We start from the raw sequence: 24,555 nt of genomic DNA, 5'->3' as shown, positions 1-24,555 counted from the left end.
ATGTCTATCAACCTTTCACTCCTTCCACCCAGCGAGAAAAATAAAATCGAACTGGATAAGCAAGCATCGTTTCTTGTATGGAAACTGAAGCAAGCGAAATGTGGCCCTGAAGCCATTGTTGAAGAAGCAATGAAGCTAGGTGACCCAGAAGAAAAGGCTTGGTTTGATCAGTCTGTAGAAAAATACAAACGGGTAATGGGTGTCGCATAAACGCAGACAAACCTTGCCCAGCAATGCTGTAGAATTGAAATGACACAGTAATTTGCTAGAATTTGCACCGTTAATTGAATCAGAGAGAAGATCCCGATGGGAAGAAGTTTTGAAGTGCGCAAGGCCTCAATGGCGAAAACTGCAGGCGCAAAAATTAAAGTTTATTCTAAATACGGTAAAGAGATTTACGTACTGGCTAAGAACGGCAGCTCTGACCCAGACATGAACCTACCTCTTAAGCACCTGATTGCTAAAGCGAAGAAAGACCAAGTACCAGCACACGTTATCGAAAAAGCGATCGATAAAGCGAACGGCGGCGGCGGTGAAGACTTCCAACCAGCTCGCTACGAAGGTTTTGGCCCAGGTGGCACAAGCGTAATCGTTGACTGTCTAACTGACAACGGCAACCGTACTTTCCAAGACGTTCGCCAATGTTTCGTTAAGACTGGCGCGAAAATCGGTGTTGAAGGTACTGTTTCTCACATGTTCGCTCACCAAGCTGTATTCCAGTTTGCTGGTGAAGATGACGAGATCATCCTAGAAACGCTTATGATGGAAGACGTAGACGTGACTGACGTTGAGCTAGAAGACGGTGTAATCACTGTATTCGCTCCAACGACTGAGTTCTTCAAAACGAAGACTGCACTAAACACTGCGTTCCCAGAGCTAACGCTAGACGTTGAGGAAATCACTTTCGTTCCTCAAACAACTACGCCAGTAGCTGAAGAAGATTCTGAGAAATTCCAGAAGTTCTTAGACATGCTTGACGACTGTGATGACGTTCAGCAGGTTTACCACAACGCTGAGCTGTAATCTTTACAGTAACAAAAGTTATTAAAAAACCGAGCCTAGTGCTCGGTTTTTTTATGAACGTTATACCTGATTTTCCTTGATCATCGTTCCATAATGTACGGCTGACAAAGCGTTCTCTGGTCGCGATTTATCGCTGAACTTCATTATATTGTTCGTCTTATCCCGACATGAATCTGATTTAAGTACTCCCTGAGTATCATCGGGGTGATCGCCAAGCGTATTTAGTGTACAAAGAAAGAAAATATCAGCCAAAGGCTTTGACCCTGCTTATTGATGCACTGATTGAGAGTGTTCGATCTTTTCATAGTGATGGTTTGGTCAAATAAAAGGAGAAAGAAATGAAAGTAAGTTTTATCGGGCTAGGCGTTATGGGTTTCCCAATGGCAGGCCATCTAGTCAAAGCCGGTTTTGAAGTAACGGTATTTAACCGCACTCACAGTAAAGCGCTAGACTGGGCTGATAAACACCAAGGTAAAGCGGCAGAATCTGTGGCTGAATGTGTAGCGGAAGCTGACGTGGTATTGGTTTGTGTGGGCAACGATGACGACGTACGCAGCATGACAACCAGCGAAACAGGCGCATTGGCAGCGATGAAGCCAAACGCGATTCTTGTCGATCACACTACAACGTCTGCAGTTCTGTCTGAAGAGCTTGAAGTGGCAGCGAAGCAAGCCGGTATTCGCTTTATGGATGCACCTGTATCTGGTGGCCAAGCGGGCGCAGAAAATGGCGTGCTAACCATCATGTGTGGTGGCGAACAAGCGCTTTTCAACGACCTTCAACCTGTGTTCGAAGCTTACGGTAAGTCGTCAGTTCTTATGGGTAAAGTCGGCCAAGGCCAACGCGCGAAAATGGTTAACCAGATCTGCATTGCAGGAGTGTTGAATGGCTTATCTGAAGGCTTAGTGCTTGCTGAAAAATCAGGTTTGGATATCCCAACTCTGGTTGATTGCCTTAAAAACGGCGCTGCTGGCTCATGGCAGATGGAAAACCGTGCTACCACAATGGCACAAGACAAGTTCGATTTTGGCTTTGCAATTGATTGGATGATCAAAGACTTAGGTTTCTGTCTAGATGAAGCTGAGCGCCAAGGCATCCAGCTTCCACTGACTGAAAAGACCAACAACGCCTACAAGGCACTGTCTGCCGAAGGACAAGGCCGCATGGATACATCAGTATTGATGAAAGCCGTGGTTGAAGAGACAAAGAAGTAGAAAGATCGAAGTAATAGGAACTTCGTTTAGATAACTAAAAATAGCCGCGGATTAGCGGCTATTTTTTTGGTTTGAGCTCTGCCGAGTGCGTTAATCCAAAATAAATCCCCTCCTAGCCTCCCCTTGATTCATATGTAGATCCCTTGCTGATCGTGGAGAGGGGAGGAATAGAACATCGATCGTTAAAAGTGTCGATATATGTTCAGTGCTAAAGAAAGTTCTCCCCCTCTGCTAAAGATCTAGAGATATTGATGAACCCAGATTGAGGGGGAGTTGGAGGGGGAGGTAACTATGGCTAATTATGCGAATAGTGTTCGTCTAGTTCCTATAAGGTTGAGACCCCACTCACACCGCCTCTCAACCATTCACTCCTCATTATTACCATTCGTCGCATTGGTAAAACTGCGCGACAAATTCTAGTTAACCTTTCAACGTCAACATTTGAAAGGGATTAGAAATTATGACTACTTCACACTCATTTAATTCAGGCTCTACAACTTCTGTGCTTAAGCGTTCATTACTGATTGCACTTGTTTCATTCGCACCCACTTTGGTGCAGGCCAACCCGAGTTCAGACGTGCTCGATATCTACAACCAAGCGGCGCAAGGCAATGAAGACTTGGTTGAGGTGGCTTATGAACGCCTTAATGACACGCTGCAACAAGACGGCGCTACGCCACTGACTTTAGTTTATTTAGGAAGCACAGAAACCCTGATGGGGCGTGATGCGTTCTTACCTTGGAACAAGATGAAGTATGTGGAGAGAGGCTTATCAACCATTGATAAATCACTGGTGCTGCTGAAAGACGAAGACCAACCAATTCATGAACAACCCCGTGTTCAAGGGCTGCCAGATTCTTACCTAACTCGCGCAATGGCCGCCGTTACTTACACCTCTCTGCCAGACATGTTTAATCATTTCGATCGTGGTTATGACCTGTTCCTCTCGCTATTGGCTGAAGATGCTTTCCAGCAACAGCATTTCGCTGTGACATCGTGGATTTACCGTTATGCGATTGAGGCATCGATTCGTGCTGAAGACCTAACGCAAGCACAAGCGTGGCTAGAGCAAATGGAAACGGCCGATGCCGACAACATCGAAACGATGACTGCGAAGGCCCTAATAGCGAAAGCGAAATAAAGGGCATGGAAGCTAAACAGTTGGTTAGTAATCAGAGGAAAACGGGATGATTGAATTTAAAGATATCGGCAAAGCATATGTCACAGGCGGTCAACGTGTTGATGCATTAAACGGGGTCGATGGCCATATCCAGCGCGGTGAAATGGTGGCGTTGTGTGGCCCGTCGGGTTCTGGAAAAAGCACACTTTTGAATATTCTTGGTTTGTTGGATATGAGCTATCGAGGACAGATCAATATTGATGGCCAACCGTATCCGACTGAGCAAATCGCCGCTGCGCGTTTTCGTCGTCAGTCGCTGGGTTTTGTGTTTCAGCGCTTCAATCTGGTTCCAGTGATGACGGCACTTGAGAACGTGGCCTACCCATTGATGTTGAACCAATGTTCGAAACAAGAACAGCAGACCAGAGCACAAGAGATGTTGGAGCGTGTTGGGCTAGGCGAATATGTACATCATCGCCCAGACAATCTTTCAGGCGGCCAGCAGCAACGTGTCGCGATAGCCAGAGCGCTAATCCACAACCCAAGCTTAGTCATTGCCGATGAGCCGACCGCTAGCTTAGACAGTCACACCGCCAACCTTGTGATCGACATTATGAAAGAGCTCGGCCATGAAATGGGCACCACCTTTATTGTCGCAACGCATGACCCAAGAATGGCGCAGCGTTGTGACCGAGTCATTGAACTTATCGATGGTCAACTGGCACTACAAGCCACAGCAATGGAGGCAATCTCATGGGCAAGTTAACACAAAGAATGAGCACTTTTTTGCTTCCTACCTCGGTGCGTTTGGCGTGGCTTAATTTATTGAGAAACGGTCGCCGTAGTCTGCTTTCGGTATTGATCATCGCAATTGCCGTATTTGCGCTGACCTCGGCTGGAGGTTATGGGCTTTATACCTATGAATCTCTGCGTGAATCGACCGCGCGCGATACTGGTCATCTTACTTTGAGTACGCCGGGATATTTTGAGCAAGATGAAGACATGCCGCTGAGCAATGGTCTAGACAATGTTCAAGCCCTAACCAAGAGCATTATTGGCGACAGCGACGTGCGTGGTGTGCAGCCTAGGGTCTATTTTAGCGGCTTGGTTTCTAACGGCAGCAAGTCGACCATCTTTATGGGAACGGGTGTTAATGAGCGTGAGTTCGACATGAAAGGTCCATTCCTTGATGTGCGCAGTGGTCAAACTCTCTCAGATGTGAAATCTCCCAGATACGACAGCCAAGAGCCACAAGTGATGCTGGGAACCGACCTTGCTCGCAACCTCAAAGTTGCGGTTGATGATTGGGTGACACTGCTCGCCACCACCAGTGACGGCGCATTGAACGCTTTTGATTTTAAGGTGCAGGGTATTTACTCGACAGGAGTGCCTGAGCTGGATAAGCGTCAGTTATACGTACACATCACCACTGCCCAAGAGCTTTTAGCGTCAGATAAAGTCAGCACCTTGTCGGTCTTTCTTTTTGAAACCAACAAGACTTCGACGGTTCAACAGCGCATCCAATTGGCTTTGGACAAGCAAGTTGGTCAACAGGGCTCAGATATTGAGCTCACCCCATGGCAAGGTCGCGCGTTCTTCTACACCAAGGTTAAAGACCTTTACGACCGTATCTTCGGCATCATGGGCGCAGTGATGGCATTGGTAGTGTTCGTATCTTTGTTTAACACCATGACCATGTCGGTGACGGAGCGAACTCGTGAGATTGGCACTTTGTCGGCACTTGGCAGTTACCCTTCTGAAATCGTGGCGGGTTTTCTAAAAGAGGCGGGCTTACTGGCGGTAATTGGCAGTGCGATAGGCGCACTAGTGAGCGGTTTAGTGTCGGTGTTATTGCTGGTGATTGATGTGCAAATGCCACCACCTCCGGGAAGAACCGAAGGTTACCCACTCAATATTTACTTCTCATTGGAATTGGTTGGTTACGCCACCTTGGGTGTACTGACGATCTGTTTGCTAGCCGCTTATTTCTCTGCTCGCAAAGGCGTAAATAAGCCAATCACGGAGGCGCTGGTTTATGTATAAATTTACTCGTTCACTCACTGTTTTAGGTTCTGTATTGGTTTTGGTTCTAGCATCGACACCAAGCTGGGCAGTCGATTCACAACAAGTCACAGAGATGATCGCCAAGGCGGATAGCTATCGCTTGAACAGCGAACAGGCGTCTAAAGTGGTATCTCTGGTCGCGCTATATCAAGACGAGCAACTAGACAAAACCCGCGAATACAACGTCTACACAAGACCAAACCGAGAGTCGCTGGTCGTGTTCAAGTCGGCGGTCGAGGCGGGTCAAAAGATGCTGATGATAGAGGACAACTATTGGTTACTGATGCCGAAATCGCGCCGACCTATCCGAATCACACCAATGCAGAAACTCTTGGGTGAAGCTTCGGTAGGGGACATTTCGACGCTCACTTGGAGCGAAGATTACCAAGGTAAGTGGGTTGCCGAGCAACAGGTTGAGAGGTCGACTGGCGAGACACTCGATACTTATCATCTAAAGCTAACGGCGAAAGCCAAGGGTGCCAGCTATCAATCGATTGATCTGTGGTTAACGGCAGACCGAGCGTTTCCTGTTAAAGCGGATCTGTATCTGCGTTCAGGTAAGTTAGCCAAGCAAGCTTGGTTTACTGAAGGCGTGCGAGATGGCTTGCCAAGTGTAGTTTCGATGACTTTGCTCGACAAGATTCAACCAAGTAAGAAAACCGTGATTGAGTACCGCGAGGTAAGCGAACAAGCTTTAGCGGACAAATACTACAACCCTGCTTACTTATCACGTAATAGCGTGTCTGGGCTTTAGGTGGGTGCCATGAAAGCTTCTAGTCGTCGATTCCACATTAAGCCTTTAATCGCTAGCTTTCTTGCATTGTCTTGTGTGAGTAACACGACTCAAGCGGACGATCTGAGCCTAGCGTGGGACTGGCAACTGAGTGCTGAAGCCGTTGAATCGCGAGAGTCGCCATTTAGCCCTTTTGCATCTGATAATCGTCAGTCACTCAATGGTTTGTTGGATCTTGAAGTTGGATATGGCAATTGGCTTGGCCTGTTTGCCGTGAAAGCCAATGATATTTTGACTAATACTCCTCAAGACCAAGACGCGAGCTTTGAATCGGAATTCATTGCGCGCGAGCTGTTTTGGCAAGGTGGTGTTGAACTGTCTAATTCAGCGTTCGGTGATCACTACCTTGATGTGACACTCGGTAAGGTTCGCCTAGATTGGGGTGTTGGTTATGGCTACCGACCGTTAGACATTATCAAGCCTTACCGACAAAACCCTGTTGGCATTGTCGCAGAAGAGGGCGCCGGTGTGGCTTCAGCGTCACTGTTCGATATGACGGGCGAATGGACACTGCTTTACAGCGATTCGTCATGGACTTCCCAAGACGTAAATGAATTCGAAAAGCAGAATCAGCAACAAGGCTTTGGGATACGTCGTTACAATCTGGTTGGCGACCACGAATATCAATGGATCGCTTATTACGACGATGTACGCCACGGCTTGCTTGGAGCGAGCTTGGTGTCGGTATTAAATCTCGCGTGGGAGTTTCACGGTTCGATGGTTTATCAGCGACAAAGTTTGGGTTACAGCCAGCCTAACTCACTGCATAAACCGGTTTATCTAGAAGAGCAGGGCGAGGCTTACCAAGCGTTAGCAGGATTAACATGGGCCAATGACACGGGCCATAATGTGGTGCTGGAATACTGGTTTGATAGCCGTGCTTGGAGTCATTCTGAGTGGCAAAGCGCGATAGAAAGTGCAGAGTCTTTGTCGGTTAATCCGATGACATCTTCGTTGGTAGGTTCTTATGCGCAAGGCTATCAGCACGCCAATTTGGTTCAACACAACATCATGTTTCATTGGTCTCTGGATTCGACACATGGCTGGCTTGAAGATATCACGCCAACATTCGATGTCATGTTGTCTCCTCAAGATGGCGGTTTTATTGCGACTCAGTGGCTCAATTATCAGGCTTTAGATAATGGCAATTCATCGTTGGATTTGGAACTTGCTGCACGCTTTCTAGGTGGTAAAAGTGATTCTGCTTACGCCAGTTTACCCGATAGTCATATGATTCTCTTAAATATCAAAGGACGATTTTAATGGACACTTCTTCAAACAGTCGATTTTCATGGATTAAGAGTTTCGCGTTCACCACGCTATTTTGTGTTCTTATTGCGATTACAACCCATACGATTTGGGGCGGCGGATTAACGGTTAACCTGGCAATCAGTTTTGGCTTTGGCTACAGCGCCGTGGGTTCTTCTTTCATCTTGGTGAAGTTGTTTAAGAGGACATCTCGAACGCTTGAGGTGGGTATCTCAATGGTGATCGCGATGACCTTTGGTACCTTGAACGCACACTATTGGTTGAACGGGTATTTCGGGGCTAATATCTCGGACCTTAAATCTGTAGTCTTGCTCGGTGTGATCTTCTGTTCGGTTTGCTATTACTATTTCTATACTCGGGAGCAGCAGTTACGTGCCGATAACGAATTGGAAGTGGCCAAGCGTCGTCAGGCCGACCAAGAAAAGGTGGTGGTGCTAAGCCAGCTTAAACAACTGCAAAGCCAAATTGAACCGCACTTCTTGTTCAACACGCTTGCGACCATCAATGTATTGATTGAGAGTGACAGCGCGAAAGCCAAGTTGATGCTCGAAAAACTGACTGACTTATTACGTGTAACTCTGAAAAACAGCCGCACCGAGCAATCGACCATCGCACAAGAGGTCGACTTGTTAGACGCTTATCTTAATATCCAAAAGATACGCTTGGGTGAGCGCTTAACGTTCTCGATTGAAATACACGAGATTAGCGATTTGCAGGTGATTCCACCGTTCTTGATTCAACCTTTGGTCGAGAATGCACTCACGCACGGCATCGAGCCCAAAGCCGCTGGTGGCCAAGTGAATATTCGTATTACTCAACAAGCACAGCAGCTAAAAATTGAAGTGGCTGATAATGGCGCTGGGTTGAAAACGCCTTCTGCGAATACGGGTCACGGTGTTGGGTTAAGCAATATTCGTCAAAGAATCGAAACCCTGTATGGTGATAAGGCGAGCCTAACGATTACTGAACACGCTGAAGGCGGGGTAGTCTCGACGATCTTGTTACCGTTGACTGAGGCAGCTGCCTAGAATTACAGATCAGAAAACACCGAACAGTGACGCAAAATAGACGATTTACAGTGTGAATTTAAAGGACTAACCATGAACAACCCAACAGTACAGCCGAGCGTAACGGCGATAATCGCAGACGATGAAGCACTGTTAAGGCACCACTTAGACAAGAGCCTTGCTGAGGTTTGGCCGGAGTTAGAAATCGTCAGTAAAGCACAAAACGGTTTGGAGGCGATGCAGAGTATTCAGCAGCTTAAGCCCGACGTGGCTTTTCTCGATATTCGTATGCCGGAACTGGATGGTATCTCTCTGGCGAAACAACTCAACAAGTTAGATTCACCGCCATTGATTGTGTTTATCACGGCTTATGACGAATACGCGGTCAAAGCTTTTGATCACAATGCGATGGACTACCTGCTTAAGCCAATCAATGAAGAGCGTTTACTGGCCACATGTCAGAAAGTGCAAGCGCGTCTGTCGAGCAATCAAACACAAACAGGTACCACGCCAGAACAGCCCGATATCACGGCGTTAATGGCTCAGCTTCAACAACTATCCCAGTCGACGTCACAGCAAACGCAGCCTCCTTATCTATCGGAGAAAAAGTATCTCACATGGCTCAAAGCCAGTGTAGGGGAAGACATTCACCTAATCGCCGTCGATGATGTCGCTTACTTCAAAGCGGAAGACAAGTACGTGTCTATATTCAAAAAAGGCCAAGGCGGTTTGCTAGAGGAGTTTATTCTTCGCGTATCATTAAAAGAGCTGATTGCTCAGCTGAACCCTGATGAGTTTTGGCAGATCCATCGCTCTGTGGTGGTGAAAGTGTCGGCCATCGATAAGGTGAAGAAAGGGCTCTCAGGTCAGATGTCGGCGTATGTGTCAGGGGAAAAGCTACCGATCAGCCGTGCCTCGCAAGCGTTGTTTAAAGGTATGTAGAGAACTGGCTGAAATTTATGTAGCTTATTGATTTTAAATAGATGTAGTTAGCGAGTCTAAAATCGATTTAATAGGCTCTTATCTAAATGCCTATTTAAATGAGCACAGCGATCTTACATAACGATTGGTGATTTATAAAATAAAGATCCAGATCACAAAGATACTCATCAGGTTCAATATTAAATAATAATCGTTAGCTCAATCTGTATATTGTCGATGAATGACATTAAGAGGTTGTTATGAAAACATATTATTTAGCGACGGCTCTATGCCTCACCTTAGTTGGCTGTAGCTCAACATCAAAAACTACCGAAACGCCAATCCAGCCGGATCCGGCATGGACTTCAGGCCAACTAGAAAATGGCCTTACTTATCATGTTTATCCAGATCATGAAGAATCCGTATCTGTTCGTTTAGTCGTGCACGCCGGTTCGATTCAAGAGACTTCTCAACAAGAAGGCTACGCGCACTTCTTGGAACACATGGCATTCAATGGCAGTAAAAACTTCTCTCAGAACGATGTGATTCGTCTATTCGAAGACGCAGGCGCTAGCTTTGGTGCTGATATTAATGCCTACACTTCTTATGAAGAGACGGTCTACCAGTTAGATTTGCCAGATAACATCCAATTGCAGTCTGCTTTGACGTGGATGCGTGACATTGGTGATGGCCTGGATCTATCAAGTTCAGAAGTCGAAAAAGAAAAAGGCGTGGTTCTTGGTGAGTTCCGTATGGCTCGCCTCGATGATAAGTCATTCGGAGATATATATTATGATTACTTCGTTGAAGGCGGCCCGTACGAATCGCAAGATGCATTAGGGACTAAATCGTCGATCGTGAATGCTACTCCTCAAGGCATCAGCAACTTTTATCAGACTTGGTATCAACCTCAAATAGTTGAGCTGGTCGTTTCTGGTGATGTGGACATCAAAACTGTGATTCCACTTATTGAAGAAAAGTTTTCTAGCTGGGAGCGTGGCGATACGCCGAGACCAGAGAAACAGAAAACGACCTCATTCAATGAAGATGATTATGTTGAGTACGCAGGAAGAGAAGCGCCAAGCATCACTCTGACGTTTAACCGCGGTTCAAATATAGTTGAAAATCATGCTCAGCAGAATCAACGCAGGTTAGATGAAACCGCTCAGCAATTGATTCAACGACGATTAGAAGCGGTGTTCAATGATGCCGCGTTCCCGACTCAATGGATTGCATCTGATAGTTATCGAATGGGCGCTTTTTACTATTCGTCAATAAGTGTTGGGTTTCCGGCTGGAGACCGTGAAGTTATCCAACAAGATCTGCTTTCTACATTGGCATCATTGCGTGATTTTGGTGTTTCGGAAACGGATATTGCTGGCGAACTGTACTACTACCAAGACTTGCTGGATAACATCGAGCATAACTGGGATAAAATGGACAGTGTTGAACACGCGAATTACAAAGTGAGTGCGTTAGTCAATGATCGAATAGTCCAATCACAGAAAGATTATCAAGCAAGCTTGGAAGCTTTCATCGCTAACTTGAGCCTTGAAGTGATTAACGACAACATCAAGAATCTACTTTCTGATGATTACTTTATTGTTATTGGGATGGATGACAATGAAGACAGAACAGCGGTCATTAACTCTCTAGATAGCTTAAAAGCCACGTATAGCGAGGCGGGAGTTCCGCCGCTTGCGATTGGAACAGCGAGTGCTTTTGCTGTACCTAGCTCGCAAGGCGAGGTTGTACTTGCTGAACAAATGTCTATTGACCCATACATCCAAAAGTGGACGTTAAGCAATGGCATCGACATGTGGTACCTGCGTGATTATGAGGCAGGTGATGATGTTGGGGTGATGTACATGAGCCTCGGCGGAAAAGCCGCTTTGGATCCGAGCTTGTACCCAGCTGTTGAGGTTGCGTTACCTACCTTCGATCGAAGTGGTGTCGGTGAGTTTACGGGCTCTGAGCTTTTAGCGTACTTTGATCGTGAAAATATTAGCGCCGATTCTTTCATTGGTAATACTCGTCATGGTATTGAATTTAATATCAATAAAGACGGACTTAAAGATACGTTTGCTGCGCTTTATACCTTCATAACTGCGCCTAAAATTGTTCCCGAGCAGTTAGAGGCAGTGAAACAGGAGTTTGTACAAGGTCAAGAATCTTTCTTGAGCAGCCCTGTCGGTCAGTTTGAGCGCGCAAGAAACCAGAATATCTATCGTCAAGACAGTGGCCACCTCTTTGTTGATAAAGAACGTGTTGAAGCGGTTTCTGTGGAAGACGTCGCTAATCTTCATCAGCAATTGTTTGGTCAAATGAGGCATAACCAATTGGTGATCGTGGGTGACATCGACCCAAGTGAATTAAAGCCTTTGGTTGAGCAATACTTGGCTTCGATTCCATTAGAAAAAGCTGAGGTTCCTGAATTTAAGGTGGCTTACAAGCAGCCATCTGAATCACGCATTGATTTAGCGATCAACAATGTGAATAGTGCAGAGTACATCTTACGAGTCATCTCTGAACCTGAAGCCGAAACCGACCAAGGCGTAACGGCAAAAGATATCTTCACGGAAAACTTGCTAGAACGACTGCTGGCGGCTCGTTTAGATGCTTACATTCGTGAAGAGTTGAGCTTAGATTACTCGCCATATACGTATTCATCATCCGCAGATAGTGAGCTGAGTGGTGAGTGGGTTATCGGGGCGATGGTAGCGCCGGAGAACGTTGACCAAGTTGAAGTGGCGATCGATAAAGTGATTGCAGACCTTTTACAAGGCGTCTCTGAAAAGGAAATGCACGCAGTCGTGAAACAGTTTGAAGCGGACTTCACGCCTCTCGAGACGAGCTCTATTGACCAAGCATGGTATCTGTCTCGTTATTTACTTCATGGTTACGATATCGAAGCTTTGTCTCAAGTTGAGCGAGTGGCGAGGTCGATTACTGCGGAAGACATGAATCAACTTGTCCAACGCATCTTTGGTGAAGATAGCCGTAAGGTTAAGAACATCATGCGTCCTAAAGCCTAAAGCCTAAAGCCTAAAGCCTAAAGCCTAAAGCTTGAAACCAACAGAAAGAGACAACTCAAAGCCAAGCGAGCACCGCTTGGCTTTCTTGTTTTCCCACCATTCATAACGTCTATGCCTCACCTGTTGTTAAGCCGTTTTAGATCTATGTAAATCTAAATTTTGAGATCGCTTAATCGGTTGCATCGTATCATTTTCTAAAAAAATGTTTTAAATCAAGACAGCGTTTCATTTGTATTGTAGATTGACGATCTACGAGAATGTTGTTTGGATATTAGATTGCTTAAACTGGGTACCCGATTAGTCTTAATGTTGTTTTTACTGAGCTTTGGCTTAGTGAATTCTAACGGCTATTCGTTGCCTTCTAAGCCATTTCAAATATACTCGGCTCAAGAGCAATCTTCACAAAATGATCTTTGTAAACAAGCTGATACGGATAATCCGTCGAGCTACTTAGAGTGCGATAAGGCTCAGTTTGGCACAGTACCTTCTGGTGACAGTTCCAACTATCACGACACCGAATCAAGCCTTCAAGCAGCAAACTTCAGACGTATGCTCAGTAACGAGCAAGAAAGCGTGGCCGATCTTGAGCCTGCTTATCATCTACTGATTGACTTCTCTCCCCCCTCAATACTGGCTTCCCTGCTCTTCAACACGCCGTTGTTGGATTCCAAGCTGCACTGGACCAGTATTGTGAGTTCTCCGTCTTCCCGGCTTTCGGGGTGGAAAGAGGGCAACATCCAATACTCGCATTTCCGAGAACTTCTTAGCTAATCGTTTGACCCTAAATTGGTCGTATCGATGGTCGCCTAGTGCCCATTGAACTCGCCAGTTAACCAAGACAAACATAGCGACATCAGCTTTAGCATCACTATCTTTCAATCAGCTTGTTCTGGTCGTGATTAGCCATCGCTCGTGTTCGCAAAATATTAGACATACCAATCGTAGTAAATAACTGGTCACCCTAGCTGGTTAAAATGCTCGATCACTGCTTTTTTCTGGTGCTATTTTTGAGCACGTATTTACGGTGATTGGTAGAAAGAAGAGATCTTGACTGTGAAAAAACGCATTCAAAGAAAACAAATTAACCACTACTCAAAGTGGAAATACGCGGTGCTTATCGCCACCATTATCATCATGGTTCTGAGTGCTTTACCTTCTTGGTATGGCGAGAATGCGTCGGTTCAAATTAACAACCGTTCTGAACAGACCATCGATGCTAGCCAAATTACCCAATACCTTGCGAGCGAAGGCATTCAAGCCAAATCGGCATTTCAAAAAGACCAACGTTTAGTCGTAATCTTGGAAGACGCAGAACAACAAGCGAAGGCTAAAGAGGTGCTGAATGAGCGCCTATTGGACAACGCGACGGTTGCGCTAGCGATGGAGCCAGCAGCTCCGAAATGGCTGACTGACATGGGCTTCGCACCGATTCAGCTAGGCCTTGATTTACGTGGTGGTGTGCAGTTCCTGTTAGAAGTAGACATGGAACCGGTTTACCACGCACAAGCGCAATCTGTAGTCGATGAAATCACCAGCCAAGTGCGTTATGCACGCGGTAAAGTGGTGAACAACCAAGTTGAGTTTAACTTCCGTACTGATGCCGATTTCGAGAAAGCACAGAAACTGATTCGCGAAGAGTTCCCACAATGGCAACGTGACCGTTCAGATAAATCGCTAACGTTAACTCAGTCTGAAGAAGAGCAAAGAACGCTACGTAATCTAACGGTTCAACAAAACCTGCAGATCATGCGCAGCCGTATTGAAGAGCTAGGCATCACTGAGGCATCGATTCAACGCCAAGGTGAAAGCCGTATCCGTATCGAATTACCGGGTGTACAAGACCCTGCAGCTGCGAAAGACGTGATTGGTGCTACGGCTTCATTAGCGTTCTACTCTGTGTACGACAACGCAACGCGCAATACTCAAACTCTGAAAGATTCAGATGGTAATCGCGTAGTGGTTGCTCGCAAAGCAGTGCTGAGCGGTGAACACATTATCGATGCACGCAGTGGCATTGGTGAAATGGGCAGTGCAGAAGTAAACATCACGCTTGATTCTTCTGGTGGTAAGAAAATGTCTGAGTTTTCTCGCCATAACATCGGCAAGCCAATGGCGACCGTTTACAGCGAATACAGCCGTGACAGAGCCGGTAACAGCGAAAAAACCAGTGAAGTGATCAGTGTGGCGAACATCCAATCTCAACTGGGTAGCCGTTTCAGAATCACAGGTGCAGGCAGCATGGCAGAAGCACAAGAGCTTGCTCTACTGTTACGTGCAGGTTCATTAACAGCGCCTGTTACCATCATTGAAGAGCGCACCATTGGCCCATCTCTGGGGGCTGAAAACGTAACGAATGGCTTTGCTGCTTTGGCTCTTGGCCTTGGTCTTACTCTAACGTTTATGGCGCTATGGTACCGCCGCCTTGGTTGGGTCGCGAACTGTGCATTGGTGGTTAACATGACCACATTGTTTGGCTTGATTGCCTTGTTACCAGGTGCGGTATTAACTCTGCCGGGTATTGCGGGCTTGGTACTGACCGTCGGTATGGCGGTAGACACTAACGTGCTTATCTTCGAGCGTATTCGAGACAAGATGAAAGAAGGGCGCAGCTTTGCTAGCTCTATCGATCGTGGTTTCGATAGCGCATTCTCGTCAATTTTCGATGCTAACGTCACCACCATGATCGTTGCTGTGGCTCTATACACCATTGGTAATGGACCGATTCAGGGCTTCGCTCTGACTCTAGGCTTAGGTCTTCTAACCAGTATGTTCACGGGCATTTTTGCTTCACGAGCGATCATCAATTTGGTTTGGGGGCGTGACCAACGCCACGATGTAAGGATTTAAGCATGAGTACTTCAAAAATGACTATTTCAGACCGCTATTTTTCAAATAGCTATATTTCGGATAAGAATATGACTCGCCTTCGTAAGGTGATGTCTGCGATATCTATTGTGCTGTTCATGAGCTCTGTGATGCTGGTGGCGGTGAAAGGTTTTAACTGGGGCTTGGACTTCACAGGTGGTGTGGTTGCCGAGGTTCAGCTCTCTGATCAAGTCACCAAAGATGCGTTAAAAACAAAACTTGATACAGCTTTCCAACAAGACGTGCAAGTGGTTGGTATGGCAGAACAGGATCGCTGGACAATCCGTTATAGCCAACTGACAGACGCTCCACAGCCAAACTTAGTGGATGCTTTGTCTTCTGTTAGCGACCAAGTAAAAGTGCTTAACAGCAGCGTGGTTGGCCCTCAAGTTGGTCAAGACATGGTTGACCAAGGTGGCTTAGCGGTATTGGTGTGTTTCCTAATGATCATGCTGTACCTGAGTGTACGTTTTGAATGGCGTTTAGCTCTCGGCGCCCTTGCCGCGATCATCTATGACGTGACGCTTATCTTGGGTCTGTTCGCTTTTACTCAGTTCGAGTTCAACCTGACTGTGTTAGCGGCTGTGTTGGCGATTTTGGGTTATTCATTGAATGACTCGATCATCATTGCCGACCGTGTCCGTGAGATGCTGCGTGGTAATCCAAATGGTGACACTGACAACCTGCTTAACGAATCGGTTAAAGCGACCTTCTCACGCACCATGGTGACCTCAGGTACAACGCTAATCACCGTATCTGCACTTTGGCTACTTGGTGGCGCTGCGCTGCAAGGTTTCGCGATTGCACTGGTTGTAGGTATTGTCAGCGGTACGTGGTCTTCAGTTTCAGTAGGTATCACACTGCCTAAGTTACTTGGTCTACAGCCTTGTCACTACCAAGTGAAAGCGCCGGTAGAAGTTGAGGGTGAGTACCCTTAGGTTATCTATTGGTTAACAGTACAACTTAGTCAGTAACGTCAACAAAGCCCTTCGTTTATAGTAAAACGAGGGGCTTTATTTTTTATAAGAGTCAAACAGTTACAGAAAAGAGAGCCTATTTCAAAAAACGATGGATTGAGCAGGCAAGCCCCCATGATATGAAGTATGTTTAGATGACGTCAGTAGAAATGAGGCAAAGGAATGGAATATCGACATCAATGTCATGTAGGCGATCATGGGGATGCGCTAAAGCATCCAGTATTGAGTGCACTTGTTCGGTCATTAATGCAGCAACACTCTCGCCTCAACGTTATCGACACACACTCAGGTACTGGGTGTTATGACCTCACCACAGCACCAAGCAATCACGCGGGCGAGTTTGCGGAAGGGGTCGGATACTTGTGGCGAAATAAGGCTTATCTTCCGTCGGCATTCAGTTCTTTTATGACGGTGCTGGAATACTACAATCCGAATCAGCTTATCTCTTTGTATCCCGGTTCTGCTGCCATTACCTATCAACAAGGCCGCAGCCAAGACAGTTTCTATTTTTCAGACATCCAGCAAGACGAAGCCGACTTATTACAAACCAACATTGAGAAGCTGCAACGCGATCTTGATGTCTCAAGTAAGCTAACTATCACCGCAGGCGACGGGCTCAAAGCGCTGCCTGATGATGTGGCCAAGCATGATAACCACCACCTGATCGTGATTGACCCACCTTACGAAACTGATTCTGAATATCTCGCAGTGATTGATGCCTTGGTTAAGGCTTATCAACAGTCTGAGAAAGTATCTGCCTTGATTTGGTATCCACTTTATACGGATGACAAGAGCTCACTGATTCTGAACCACTGTGTGACAGCGGTGAAAGATGGTTTACTACCAAGTCCGATCAAGTCGGAACTTCGCCTTAGAGAGCCCAAGGGTGATGATCGCCTGATCGGCAGTGGTTTGCTGTTGTTCAATCCACCACAAGGCATTGCGGGAACGGTCGCAGATACGCTCGATTATTTACACAGCCAACTCGCCACTAATGGTGAAGGCTACTGGCAAATGAGAAGCTTATAGATCTGATTTTTATGGGTTTTATGATGGTTTTCTAGACATCACTAACTAAACCACTGTTATCTATGTGGTTTAAATTGACCAAACGCTAACTTTTATCGATTGATTAATTGCAGTGAATCATTTAAAAATAGAATATCAATGCGCACAAGTGCATAATGGCTCATAAGTTAAATAATTAGTCCCAGATTAATATCAGATTGTGGTTTACCCCCTAAACTGCATTAGGCTCGCACTAGTCATGCGAGCCTTTCTTTTGCCTGAAGGAAAATCTAAGGCAGTTCTATCAATTTAAGATTCACTACAACACTGGATAATCGATGTAGCCTTTTTCGTTGCCGCCGAACAGAGTGGCGCCATCAAGATCGGATAGTTCGCTGCCGTTTTGTAGGCGTGAAACTAGATCTGGGTTAGCAACGAATGGGCGACCAAATGCGACGAGATCGGCGTAGCCTTTGCTTAGTACTTCTTCGGCGCGTTGTGGTGTGTAGCTGCCGGCAACGATGATGGTGTTAGAGAACAAGGCTCTTAGTTCGACACGGAAGCTTTCAGGGATAACTGGAGCATCATCCCAGTCGGCTTCTGATAGGTGCAGGTAAGCGATGTCTCGATCTTGAAGTGCCTTCGATGCCTCTAAAATCGTTGGTACGATATCTGGGCAGTTCATGTCTTTGAAGGTGATGAACGGCGCCAAGCGCACACCTACTTTATCGGCACCTATCTCTTCAATCACAGCATCAACCACTTCGATTAGGAAGCGAAGTCGGTTCTCGCGGCTACCGCCGTAGTTGTCGGTGCGTTTGTTTGAGTTGGTTCTTAGGAACTGATCAATCAGGTAGCCATTGCCACCGTGTATTTCCACTCCGTTGAACTCTGCCTCGACTGCTTTTTTCGCTGAGTTAGCAAAATCTTGAACAACACGATCGATGTCTGCTTGGGTCATCTCTCTTGGTTGGATGCAATCCACCATGTTGCCGTTACCATTCTCATCAGAGATCCAAACCTGCGTTTCTATTGGAGCTAATGCAGAAGGTGCAATCGGTAACTCGCCTTTTTGAAAGGTAGGGTGTGATACTCGGCCTACATGCCATAGCTGGCAGAATATCGCGGCACCTTGTGCTTTTGCTGCTGTTGTTACTGACTTCCAACCTTCGATTTGTGCATCGGTATAAACGCCGGGTGTGAATGAGTAACCTTGAGAGTCATCAGAGATCTGCGTTGCTTCCGTGATGATCAGCCCTGCACTTGCGCGTTGTTGGTAATAGGTTGCCATCATGTCGTTTGGCACGTTTCCAGGTTGGCTAGTACGAGCGCGTGTCATGGGTGCCATAACCACGCGGTTTTGTAGTGCTAGGCCTTTCAGTTCTGATGCTTCGAATAATTTGTTCATGGTTTCTACCTTGTTTTAATGCTGTGATCTTTCGTTTTTTATTGGGGCTTATTTGCTTTCTGCTGGGCTGAAAATAGAGTTGCTTTGTGGCCTCCCCGCTCGGTTGGCTTTCGCAATAAGCAGCAAACCAATAACAGGGACAACAACGGCTGCGAATGGAATCATGCCTGCGCCTAGTTGGCTGTCGAGTACCATGCCGCCAAGGAATCCACCAAAGGCATTGGCTAAATTAAACGCTGAGATATTCGCGGTTGCTGCTAGCTCTTGGCCTTCGCCACCGTTGTTCATCACTCGAAGTTGCATTGCTGGAACGTTCGCAAATGATGCAATACCAAAGACAAATACCGCTGCAACGAATAGGATTTTGTTGTCTACCACAAGGCCAACTACAACCAATGACACGATCATTGCAACGGCCCAAAACATTGAAGCTTTGCCTAGGTTTTTATCTGAAGAGCGTCCGCCCAAGGTGTTACCGATGATTAAGCCGACACCCACAATCACTAAGATCCAAGTAACAGACTCTTGACCGTAGCCGGTGATGTGCATAGCGATTGGCGCAAGGTATCCGTATAGCGTCATGAAGCCAGACCAAGCAAAAGCAGTGATTGCCAAGCTGATCAGCAGCATTGGGTTTTTGAACGCTAACAGCTGAGTTTTGATGTCTTTTGCTTCACTGTGACCAGTCGATTTGATTGACGTTAGAATAGAAATCATCGCAATCGTGCCAAGTGCAACCACGGTAAAGAAAGTGGTGTGCCAGCCGAATTGCAAGCTAACCCAAGTACCCGCTGGAACGCCAAGAACGTTAGCGAGTGTTAGGCCTGCGAACATCTGACCAACGGCACGACCTGCCATTTTTTCCGACACTAAGTTGGTTGCGACAACCGCACCGATGCCATAGAAAGGGCCTTGCACTAAGCCTGCGATCACACGGCTTGCCAGTAGTAATGGGTAGCTTGGCGCTAAGGCCGACAACACGTTACCGATGATGAACAGTGCCATTAAGCCAATCAGCACTATCTTCTTATTAAAGCGCGCAAGGTAGATGGTTAAGATCGGGCCGCCGATAACGATAGCCAACGCGTAAGCACTGATAAGGTAGCCAGCTTGGCCTTCTGTGATTGAAAGTGATGTAGCGATTTGTGGAAGAATGCCTGCGATAACAAACTCAGCCGTGCCAATTGCAAATGCTGCGAGTGTCAGTATCCAAACTTGGAATGGCATCTTTTCTTGTGTCATGGCTTTTGATTTCATAATGAGTTACCTATGTAAATTCTTATTTGTTAGGACGTTGAGATAAACATCCTCACGATTGTTCTTTATGTCTTTGCGGGGTGTTAGCCGAGTAGAGCGCCGCCGTCGATGTCGATGATTGACCCTGTTACGTATGGGTTGTTAATCGCGAATAGGTAACCCATAGCCACCTCTGAAGGCTCGCCAACCTTGCCTGCGGGTAGGTTATTTTTGGCGTTGTCGTACATGCTTGCACGAGCAGAGTCGTCCATGTTTTTGTAGGCTTCCGTCATGGTCAGGCCGGGGCTAACGGCATTGACTCGAATGGGTGATAGCTCTTTCGCCAGTATTTTAGTCACGCTTTCTAGCGCGGCGTTGATGGCGGTTTTTACGTAAGTGCCAGCCACTACTTTGCGAGACAACATGCCTGTCGTGAGCGTGATAGAGCCGTTTGGCGTCATGTAGCGTGAGGCATGTTTTGCTACGTTTAAGCTGCCCCAAAACTTAGTGTCAAAAGCTGTCTTAGCGTCTGCGGTTGCTACGTCTGTTACTTTTCCTGCGGGAGCGGATGAGCCAGCTGTTACGACTAAGTGGTCAAACACGCCAATCGATTCGAAGTATTCACAAATTGACTTTTCATTGCTGATATTAAGGCCTGTATGTCGGCTAGCGACGTGCACTGTGTTGTTTTCGTTTCTCAATTTCATCGCGAGTGCTTTACCGATGCCTGATGTGCCACCAATGATGACGAAAGTGCGCTGCTCTTGATTAGTCGATTCGTTAGTCATGCTCTGAATTCCTGCGTTGTTCTGTTGATGTTTGTCATTATATGTATTCGACTAAATTTGATAATTGTCTAAAATATAAATTCATTATTCGGTTAATCTGAATAGTGTCGCTGAGTATTCAGATCGAGCATTAAGATCGAGAAGTAAGACGAAGAGACGGAAGCGAGAATCGTATGGATAAGTTTTCAGATATGGCGATGTTCGTCAGTATTGTTAAGCATCACGGGTTAGCGGCGGCTGGGCGCGAACTGGGTTTATCACCTGCGACCATGACAGCAAGGCTTCAAGCGCTGGAAGAGCGATATGGTGTGAAGTTGTTGAATCGAAGTACGCGCCATGTGTCTTTAACCGACTCTGGCGAGCTGTATCACAAGGCGTGTCTGGAGATATTGGATAATGTCAGTGAGGCCGAAAACCTGATCCAAAATGGCGTCAAAGAGGTCAAAGGTCTACTCAAAATCGCCGCGCCGAAAGACATCGGAAAGCAGTACATTCTTCCGATTCTCTCTGAGTTCTGTCAGCAATATCCCGACGTGATCCCTTACCTCTACTTGAACGATAACCTCTCGAACATTGCTGAATCTGGCATGGATATCGTGGTCCGTTATGGTGAATTGGTCGACAGCAGTTTGATATCCAGACGCTTGTCACCAAGCCGACGTGTGCTGTGTGCTTCTCCTGAATATCTTGCCAAGCATGGAACACCGTTAACACCACAAGATTTGGTTGATCACGATTGTTTAGCCATGCTGCGCAGCAATGAAGAGCTCAAGACATGGCACTTCCAAGATCATGATATGAAGAAGTCGATTACTGTTGTTCCAAAGCGATTTTCAGACGATGGCGAAGTGATTCGCTACTGGGCATTAAAAGGCGAGGGCATTGCTCTTAAATCGGTACTGGATGTGCAAGGCGACATCAATAACCAGCGCCTTGTGACGCTGCTTAATGGCTACATGAAGAACTTCAACACCGCGATGTCGGTGTCGAGTGCCGATTTGAATGTGGTGTACATCAGCAAGAAATATCAGCCCAAGCGTATCCGGTTGTTTCTTGATTTCTTGTTTGAGCGGTTTGGCGATTTGGTTGAAAAGTCTAGTTAGATTAGCCGAGAAGCAGCGCATGACAGATCTCTCGAACTCAACACCCGGGTACGGACAGAGAACATTGAACTGGTTATGATACGACCAACATAAGGATGTGATTGGAGAGAAAAATGAAAGTCGTCGGAGATACGGTTATCCAACCTTTTCACAAGGCAACCTGCCATTGCGGTGCGGTTGAACTAGAGCTCAGTTTACCTAACGGGATAGAAAAACCACGCCGCTGTGATTGCTCGATCTGTCGTCGCAGGGGAGCGATTGTGGGCTCTGTTGCGCTGGATGGCATCAAGATCCTTAAAGGTGCAGAGCATCTCAAGCTTTACCAATTCAATACCAATACCGCGAAGCATTACTTCTGCTCAAACTGCGGTATCTATACCCATCATCAGCGCCGTTCTAGCCCAAACGAATACGGTTTTAACATCGGCTGTTTGGAAGGGGTGAATCCTTTTGATATTGGTGATGTGGTGACCAACGATGGTGTCAATCATCCAGCTGATCGTTAATTTATTGAGCTTTAAAAAGGGAAGAAATTATGTCTGAATATGGAGCGGTCATTCGCTGGAAAAAAGCAGAAGATGAAGTCTTTAGCGACAATCAATACAGTCGAGGTCATACGTGGGAGTTCGATGGTGGTGTCACTGTGCCTGCTTCGTCCTCTCCACATGTTGTGCCACTGCCGTTTTCGGTGGAAGCGAATGTTGATCCAGAAGAAGCGTTTATCGCGGCACTTTCTAGCTGCCATATGCTGACGTTTTTGGGCATTGCCGCAAAGCAGAAGTACGTGATCGACTCCTATGTCGATGATGCGATTGGTGTGCTGGAAGAAGATGAATCTGGCCGCTCATCGATCACTAAGGTGACTCTGCGCCCTAAAATTGTGTTTTTAGGTACCAAAAAGCCCACCGCCAAGCAGCTCGACAAACTGCACCACTTGGCGCACAAAAACTGCTTTATCGCGAACTCGGTAAAAACGGACATTGTGGTAGAAACTAAAGCGTAAACCACACACGTTAACATCCAAAAACCGCGAGGTTGCTTAGTGCATCACTGGCGGTTTTTTTGTGTCTGTGTAATCCTACGTACGGTTTTAATTGAGTGACAGTTAGAAAGTTTTGAGAGATAGGTAGAGAGCTCTTGAATGGTAGGAATAGATTGATTAGCAGAGAGTTATGTTTAGCGTCCCATTGAATAGTTTTGTACATCGTGTGAGTGATAAAAGCCAAGTGATGGTGAATGCTGCGGAATGTGGATGTCAGTTGAAACGAGTTCGTCGTTCGCGTAATTGGCTGTTGGTCGCTCAAGAGTATCAACTCGTTGAATTTAAAACGATGTTAACCCATGAAAAAGACGGTTGGATAGCAATTGCAATCGACAAAGTGCTGCCTAAACCCGTGGTGTGTTTGGCATCTCTGTTGGCCGCTACACCTTCAATGACTGTGGCTCAGCTGGTGATGGAATCTGGATGTTCAATGGCCGAAGCAAGACGTGCTATTGATGAACATGAAGGTCTGTAGGCGTATTCAAATCGTGTGAAAAGAGAATTGCGAGCAGCAAAAAGCCCGTAACGATATTGCGCTGGAAAACGTCATATCGTTACGGGCTTTATCATCTGTGCTGCTGTTAAGCTAAGCCATGCGGCTTATGAAGCATTGAATCGATTAAGAGTTCGCTACTTTTACACGAATCGTGTTTTTGCCAAGCTTTGACAAGTTCAGCTTGTTTAGTGCCGCTTTAGCTTCTTCTTGCTCTGGCATTTCAACAAAAGCAAAGCCTTTTGAGTCGCCAGTTTCTTGGTCTAAAACTAGGCTGCACTCTTTTACTGAGCCAAACTCAGAAAATAGCACACGGATGTCTTGCTCAGAGGTAGAGCGCGATAGGTTACGAACTAGAAGTTTCATAATAAACCTTGAATATGAATTTACGCCGAGCATTGTCGCACACTTTCATGCTCACCCTCACAAATAATTGTCTCGCGGCTCTATTTCCTTGTAGCTCTATCTAAGCACTAGCCGCGGTTTATCGTGATGTCTGATACGAAGCCATGCTCTGTGCTGGTCAACGCCTGTTGTAGCATCTGAGCGGCTTCTTGCGCGGTCATAAAGCTCGAGGTATCCATGTCTTTACCGCTTGTATTCCAAAACTCGGTCGCCATTCCTCCAGGGTAAACCGCCACGATTTTCATCGGGTGACCTTTTAGCTCCAACCTCACCGATTCGATAAAGCCTTTCACGGCCCATTTTGCCGCGCAGTAGGTGGACTCTTCCGCTTTAGCACCTTGGGCCGCCGTCGACATCACCACTGCAATGGTGACCGATTGATCTTTGTAGCGCTGCACAAGCTCGCGAATCAAAAAGATCGAAGACTCGATATTGTTCTTCAGCATGTCGCTGATGGTGGTTGGATCTTGCTGTTCTATTTTACCGAAGTAGCCACTGCCAGCACTGTGGATCACCAGTTTAGGCATTTCAGGTAACGCATCCAATAACTCACTCACTGAGTGCGGGTCACAGAGATCACACGCTTGGCTAATGGTATTCGCAGGTAGGCCTTGCGCTACTTCTGCTAAACGTTGTGCGTTGCGACCTGTAATGGCTACACGCTGAGAGTCTGTTGCAGTGTTAGCGTATTGTATCGCGAGCGCTGCGCCTAAACCGCTGCTTGATCCGGTAATTAAAATCATACTGTCTTAAGTTTGTAGAGTTGATTCGAGATAGTAAGGGG

The 24,555-nt window shown here is 46.5% G+C and carries 24 protein-coding genes and 1 pseudogene; 20 read left to right on the top strand and 5 right to left on the bottom strand.

The window, feature by feature from the left end:
• The 16 genes and pseudogenes from AB4154_RS06945 (at nt 1) to rlmJ (ending at nt 17,317) form a co-directional block, all read left to right on the top strand.
• Nucleotides 1-210, top strand: a complete 210-nt coding sequence (locus tag AB4154_RS06945; protein WP_004732615.1) for a DUF3283 family protein — start codon at nt 1-3, stop codon at nt 208-210.
• A gap of 96 nt (nt 211-306) precedes the next feature.
• Nucleotides 307-1,023, top strand: coding sequence for a YebC/PmpR family DNA-binding transcriptional regulator (locus AB4154_RS06940; protein WP_371965217.1), 717 nt, complete (start codon nt 307-309; stop codon nt 1,021-1,023).
• Between the two features lie 161 nt (nt 1,024-1,184).
• Nucleotides 1,185-1,349, top strand: a pseudogene (locus AB4154_RS06935) (LysR family transcriptional regulator); the annotation flags it as partial.
• Between the two features lie 12 nt (nt 1,350-1,361).
• The gene (locus AB4154_RS06930; protein ID WP_017070192.1) at nt 1,362-2,237 is read left to right on the top strand and encodes an NAD(P)-dependent oxidoreductase; all 876 of its coding nucleotides are present in this window, start codon (nt 1,362-1,364) and stop codon (nt 2,235-2,237) included.
• 460 nt (nt 2,238-2,697) lie between these two features.
• Nucleotides 2,698-3,378, top strand: a complete 681-nt coding sequence (locus AB4154_RS06925; RefSeq protein WP_372122578.1) for a hypothetical protein — start codon at nt 2,698-2,700, stop codon at nt 3,376-3,378.
• Nucleotides 3,379-3,424: 46 nt separating this feature from the next.
• Nucleotides 3,425-4,123 carry an ABC transporter ATP-binding protein gene (locus tag AB4154_RS06920; RefSeq protein ID WP_017067011.1) on the top strand — a complete coding sequence of 233 codons (699 nt, stop codon included), beginning with the start codon at nt 3,425-3,427 and terminating at the stop codon, nt 4,121-4,123.
• Nucleotides 4,111-5,400: an ABC transporter permease gene (locus AB4154_RS06915; RefSeq protein ID WP_372122576.1), complete on the top strand. Its 1,290-nt coding sequence runs from the start codon at nt 4,111-4,113 to the stop codon at nt 5,398-5,400. Before AB4154_RS06920 ends, AB4154_RS06915 begins: the two co-directional genes overlap by 13 nt.
• Complete coding sequence (locus AB4154_RS06910; RefSeq protein ID WP_372122574.1) at nt 5,393-6,175, top strand: outer membrane lipoprotein-sorting protein; 783 nt, start codon at nt 5,393-5,395, stop codon at nt 6,173-6,175. The genes AB4154_RS06915 and AB4154_RS06910 overlap by 8 nt, the downstream gene beginning before the upstream one ends.
• 9 nt (nt 6,176-6,184) lie before the next feature.
• Complete coding sequence (locus tag AB4154_RS06905) at nt 6,185-7,477, top strand: hypothetical protein (protein WP_372122572.1); 1,293 nt, start codon at nt 6,185-6,187, stop codon at nt 7,475-7,477.
• On the top strand, nt 7,477-8,511 hold the full coding sequence (locus AB4154_RS06900) for a sensor histidine kinase (protein ID WP_017061259.1): 1,035 nt from the start codon (nt 7,477-7,479) through the stop codon (nt 8,509-8,511). The genes AB4154_RS06905 and AB4154_RS06900 overlap by 1 nt, the downstream gene beginning before the upstream one ends.
• 72 nt (nt 8,512-8,583) lie before the next feature.
• Nucleotides 8,584-9,432 (top strand): LytR/AlgR family response regulator transcription factor, encoded by an 849-nt coding sequence (locus AB4154_RS06895; protein WP_372122570.1) that lies wholly within the window; start codon nt 8,584-8,586, stop codon nt 9,430-9,432.
• A gap of 239 nt (nt 9,433-9,671) precedes the next feature.
• Nucleotides 9,672-12,446, top strand: coding sequence for a M16 family metallopeptidase (locus AB4154_RS06890; RefSeq protein ID WP_372122568.1), 2,775 nt, complete (start codon nt 9,672-9,674; stop codon nt 12,444-12,446).
• A 306-nt stretch (nt 12,447-12,752) separates the two neighbouring features.
• Nucleotides 12,753-13,217 carry a hypothetical protein gene (locus tag AB4154_RS06885; protein ID WP_065583954.1) on the top strand — a complete coding sequence of 155 codons (465 nt, stop codon included), beginning with the start codon at nt 12,753-12,755 and terminating at the stop codon, nt 13,215-13,217.
• Nucleotides 13,218-13,493: 276 nt separating this feature from the next.
• Nucleotides 13,494-15,293 (top strand): protein translocase subunit SecD, encoded by a 1,800-nt coding sequence (gene secD, locus AB4154_RS06880; RefSeq protein ID WP_065583953.1) that lies wholly within the window; start codon nt 13,494-13,496, stop codon nt 15,291-15,293.
• Nucleotides 15,294-15,295: 2 nt separating this feature from the next.
• Complete coding sequence (gene secF / locus AB4154_RS06875; RefSeq protein WP_017061264.1) at nt 15,296-16,249, top strand: protein translocase subunit SecF; 954 nt, start codon at nt 15,296-15,298, stop codon at nt 16,247-16,249.
• A gap of 201 nt (nt 16,250-16,450) precedes the next feature.
• On the top strand, nt 16,451-17,317 hold the full coding sequence (gene rlmJ, locus AB4154_RS06870; RefSeq protein WP_372122566.1) for a 23S rRNA (adenine(2030)-N(6))-methyltransferase RlmJ: 867 nt from the start codon (nt 16,451-16,453) through the stop codon (nt 17,315-17,317).
• Nucleotides 17,318-17,615: 298 nt separating this feature from the next.
• On the opposite strand, the gene AB4154_RS06865 is transcribed toward rlmJ, so the two are convergent.
• The 3 genes from AB4154_RS06865 to AB4154_RS06855 form a co-directional block, all read right to left on the bottom strand.
• Nucleotides 17,616-18,704 carry an alkene reductase gene (locus AB4154_RS06865; protein ID WP_372122564.1) on the bottom strand — a complete coding sequence of 363 codons (1,089 nt, stop codon included), beginning with the start codon at nt 18,702-18,704 and terminating at the stop codon, nt 17,616-17,618.
• 48 nt (nt 18,705-18,752) lie between these two features.
• Nucleotides 18,753-19,961, bottom strand: a complete 1,209-nt coding sequence (locus AB4154_RS06860; RefSeq protein WP_372122562.1) for an MFS transporter — start codon at nt 19,959-19,961, stop codon at nt 18,753-18,755.
• An 83-nt stretch (nt 19,962-20,044) separates the two neighbouring features.
• Complete coding sequence (locus tag AB4154_RS06855) at nt 20,045-20,728, bottom strand: SDR family oxidoreductase (RefSeq protein WP_372122560.1); 684 nt, start codon at nt 20,726-20,728, stop codon at nt 20,045-20,047.
• 173 nt (nt 20,729-20,901) lie between these two features.
• Between AB4154_RS06855 and AB4154_RS06850 the strand changes: the two genes are divergently transcribed.
• The 4 genes from AB4154_RS06850 (at nt 20,902) to AB4154_RS06835 (ending at nt 23,348) form a co-directional block, all read left to right on the top strand.
• The gene (locus AB4154_RS06850) at nt 20,902-21,831 is read left to right on the top strand and encodes a LysR family transcriptional regulator (protein ID WP_372122558.1); all 930 of its coding nucleotides are present in this window, start codon (nt 20,902-20,904) and stop codon (nt 21,829-21,831) included.
• Nucleotides 21,832-21,944: 113 nt separating this feature from the next.
• The gene (locus AB4154_RS06845) at nt 21,945-22,337 is read left to right on the top strand and encodes a GFA family protein (RefSeq protein ID WP_017057647.1); all 393 of its coding nucleotides are present in this window, start codon (nt 21,945-21,947) and stop codon (nt 22,335-22,337) included.
• A gap of 29 nt (nt 22,338-22,366) precedes the next feature.
• Nucleotides 22,367-22,834 (top strand): OsmC family protein, encoded by a 468-nt coding sequence (locus AB4154_RS06840; protein WP_372122556.1) that lies wholly within the window; start codon nt 22,367-22,369, stop codon nt 22,832-22,834.
• A gap of 169 nt (nt 22,835-23,003) precedes the next feature.
• Entirely contained in the window at nt 23,004-23,348 is a 345-nt protein-coding gene (locus AB4154_RS06835) for a ribosome recycling factor family protein (RefSeq protein ID WP_017061272.1), read from the top strand.
• A gap of 144 nt (nt 23,349-23,492) precedes the next feature.
• On the opposite strand, the gene AB4154_RS06830 is transcribed toward AB4154_RS06835, so the two are convergent.
• Nucleotides 23,493-23,732 carry an RNA-binding protein gene (locus AB4154_RS06830; protein WP_017061273.1) on the bottom strand — a complete coding sequence of 80 codons (240 nt, stop codon included), beginning with the start codon at nt 23,730-23,732 and terminating at the stop codon, nt 23,493-23,495.
• Between the two features lie 107 nt (nt 23,733-23,839).
• Complete coding sequence (locus AB4154_RS06825; RefSeq protein WP_372122554.1) at nt 23,840-24,514, bottom strand: SDR family NAD(P)-dependent oxidoreductase; 675 nt, start codon at nt 24,512-24,514, stop codon at nt 23,840-23,842.
• Nucleotides 24,515-24,555 lie beyond the last annotated feature (41 nt).

The sequence above is a fragment of the Vibrio sp. 10N.286.51.B11 genome (assembly GCF_041469245.1).
Classification (GTDB): domain Bacteria; phylum Pseudomonadota; class Gammaproteobacteria; order Enterobacterales; family Vibrionaceae; genus Vibrio; species Vibrio crassostreae_C.
The sequence above is the reverse complement of the archived record's forward strand: the minus strand, read 5'-3'. Positions and strand labels throughout refer to the sequence as shown.